Origin of the sequence: Mycobacterium sp., assembly GCF_050701675.1 — a bacterium.
In the GTDB taxonomy this organism is placed as follows: domain Bacteria; phylum Actinomycetota; class Actinomycetes; order Mycobacteriales; family Mycobacteriaceae; genus Mycobacterium.
On sequence record NZ_JBOGDD010000488.1, the window covers coordinates 1 to 2,875 of the forward strand.

Consider the following 2,875-nt stretch of genomic DNA (forward strand, 5'->3'; position numbering starts at 1 on the left):
CCGCCAGAGACGCTGGGCCCGCAGCGGTTACCTGCAGCCGCATTGGCCTGTGCCGTACGGCCGGGGCGCCGACAGCGTCGAGCAGCTGATCATCGACGATGCCCTCCACGGTCTGGACAAGCCCAGCCTCGGCCTCGGCGAATGGGTGGTACCCACCCTCCTACAGCACGGCAGCACCGATCAAGTGGAGCGCCTGCTCTGGCCCAGCCTCGAAGGCGAACTACGGTGGTGCCAACTGTTCAGCGAGCCCGGTGCCGGATCGGACGCCGCGGCGGTCGCCACCAGGGCCAAACAGGTCGATGGCGGCTGGGTGCTCAACGGCCAGAAGGTGTGGACCAGTGACGCGGTGAACTGCCAGCGCGGGCTGGCGACCGTGCGCACCGACCCCAACGTGCCCAAGCACAAGGGCATCACGGCGATGATCATCGACCTCGCCAACGTGGGCGTGCAGATTCGGCCGCTCACCGAGATCACCGGCGAGACCTTGTTCAACGAGGTGTTCTTCGACGACGTCTTCGTGCCCGACGCCGATGTCGTCGGGGCGGTGAACGCCGGCTGGAGCGTGGCAATGGCGGCATTCGGCAACGAACGGGTGTCCATCGGCGGCGGATCGGTGACGATGACCGCCGACGCGCTCGTCGACCTGCTCGCCCACCACCGTGACGGCGACACCGGCCTGGCGCGCGATGTCGGTGCGCTGCTCATCGAGGCCTACACACTGGTCGCGCTGAACCTGCGGCAGGCGGCGCGCGCGGTGTTCGACGCCGGAGCGGGCATCGAAGGCAACATCGCCAAACTGTTCGGAGCCGAACACGCTCAACGCGTCGCCGAGTTGGGGTTGCGCATCACGGGCCCGGCGATACTCATCGGCGACGAACCCGACGTCGTCCACGACTATCTGTTCAGCCGGTGTCTCACGATTGCAGGCGGCACGTCAGAGATCGTCAGAAACCTTGTCGCCGAACGCATCCTGGGTTTACCCAGGGATCCCGCGCCGAAGTAGATTGGACTATCGACATGACCTGTGCCGTCGTTGGAATCGGACGCACGACCTACAGTCGCAACTCGGGACGCACCACCAGGGGGATGGCAGTCGCCGCCTGCCGGGACGCCATCGCCGACGCCGGCCTGACCACGGCCGATGTCGACGGGATCTGCACTTTCATGGCCAATGACTCGGAGCAGCCCATCTTCGTGGGGTGGGCGCTCGGCATCGAGGAATTGGCATGGGCGAACGCGATGTACGGTGGCGGCAATCTGGTGGCCGACCAGATCGCCACGGCAGCCGCGGTGATCGAGGCGGGGATGTGCAAGGCGGTGCTGGTGTACCGCTCGCTCAACGGCCGCTCCGGATACCGCTTCGGCCACATCGAAGGGCCGATGCAGGTACCTCATCACGACCAGTTCGACACGGCGTCGGGTTTCATGGTCCCACCCCAGTGGTTCGCCATGTGGGCCCGGCGCCACCAGCACGAATACGGCTCCACGTCAGAGGATCTGGGGCAGATCGCCATCACCCAGCGCGCGCACGCCGGGCCCAACGAGCATGCACTGAGGCGCGAGCCGCTGTCCATGGACGAATACCTGGCGGCCCGCTGGATCAACGAACCGTTCCGAGTGCTGGACTGCACCTCGGAGGTCGACGGCGCGGTCGCCATCCTCATCACCGGCGAGGACATCGCCCGAAACTGCAAGCAGGACCCGATGTGGTTGGTCGGGTCCTCGAACTCCCAGGGTGGGGCGGGCTGGACCGAGTGGGCCGATCCGACCGAGATGTACTCCAAGACCGCCGGTCCCAAGATCTGGGAGAAGACCGGGCTCACGCCGGCCGACATGGACCTTGCGTGCATGTACGACTGCTTCACCTACACGGTGATGGCCACGATGGAGGGGTTCGGCTTCTGCGAGAAGGGCGAAGTCGGCAAGTTCTTCTCGACCGGGCGCGCGACGTACGGCGGTGACGTCGTGGTCAACCCGCACGGAGGCCTGTTGTCCGAGGGGTACATCCACGGCCTCAACCATCACTACGAAGCCGCGTTGCAACTGCGGCACGCGGCGGGTGTCCGCCAGGTCGACGACGCCCAACTGGCGCTGGTCACCGCCGGTGGCGGACCGTTCGGCGGGGCCAACGTCTACAGCAGGGAGAAACCATGACCAATCCCACAGTCCTGCCACCGGTTCCGGTGCCCGACCCGGACACCACGCCCTACTGGGAGGGCCTGAAAAACGGCAAGTTGCTGATTTGCCGATGCGACGACACGGGAAAGTGGATCCATCCACCGCTGGAGCGCAGTCGGTTCACCGGCGGTCCGGTGCACTTCGAGGAGGTCAGCGGCGAGGGCACGATCTTCAGTTACATCGTGGTCCGGCAGGCGCTGGTGCCGGGTCGGACGCCACCGTACGTGGTGGGGCTGATCGAATTGGCCGAGCAGCCGGGACTGCGGATCAACGCCGTCGTCGACGCCGATCCCGCCGACGTCCGCATCGGCCAGCAGGTCGAACTGCGCATCGTCGCTCTCGGCGAAAGCGGCTACCGAATCCCCGAGTTCGTCATCAAGACGCCGTAGTCCCTCGCGCTAGGAAGTGAGCAGCGCGCCGGTGCCCAGATCCGAGTAGGCCTCGGCGAACCGGCCGAGCACCGCCTCGACGACCTCGACGGAATACATCTGGTCGGGCGTGATCGCCCACATGCAGAAGCCCCATGCCGGACTCTGCCGGTAGGACGTCCACATCTGCTCGCGGTCGGGCAGTGCCGCGACGCCCGCGTCGTGCAGGCGGCCGCGGTAGTTGTCGAGCAGTTCGCCCTCGTGTGCTCGCCGCAGATCCGGTGGCAGGGCGCCAATCAGCGCATATCCGACGTCGTGCGACCACGATC

General features: G+C 66.6%; 3 protein-coding genes and 1 pseudogene. 3 read left to right on the forward strand and 1 reads right to left on the reverse strand.

Annotated features, from left to right (window positions below):
* From ACRDUX_RS14535 to ACRDUX_RS14545, 3 genes are all read left to right on the forward strand, one after another.
* Positions 1 to 1,003: acyl-CoA dehydrogenase family protein (locus tag ACRDUX_RS14535; protein WP_526414728.1), on the forward strand; the 1,003-nt coding region annotated here is incomplete at its 5' end.
* Positions 1,004 to 1,017: 14 nt separating this feature from the next.
* A complete protein-coding gene (locus ACRDUX_RS14540) occupies positions 1,018 to 2,154 on the forward strand; it encodes a thiolase family protein (RefSeq protein ID WP_526414729.1) in 1,137 nt (378 codons plus the stop codon).
* A complete protein-coding gene (locus ACRDUX_RS14545) occupies positions 2,151 to 2,567 on the forward strand; it encodes a Zn-ribbon domain-containing OB-fold protein (RefSeq protein WP_526414730.1) in 417 nt (138 codons plus the stop codon). The genes ACRDUX_RS14540 and ACRDUX_RS14545 overlap by 4 nt, the downstream gene beginning before the upstream one ends.
* Before the next feature lie 9 nt (positions 2,568 to 2,576).
* Here ACRDUX_RS14545 and ACRDUX_RS14550 read toward each other — a convergent pair.
* Positions 2,577 to 2,875: pseudogene (locus ACRDUX_RS14550) on the reverse strand (phosphotransferase); the annotation flags it as partial.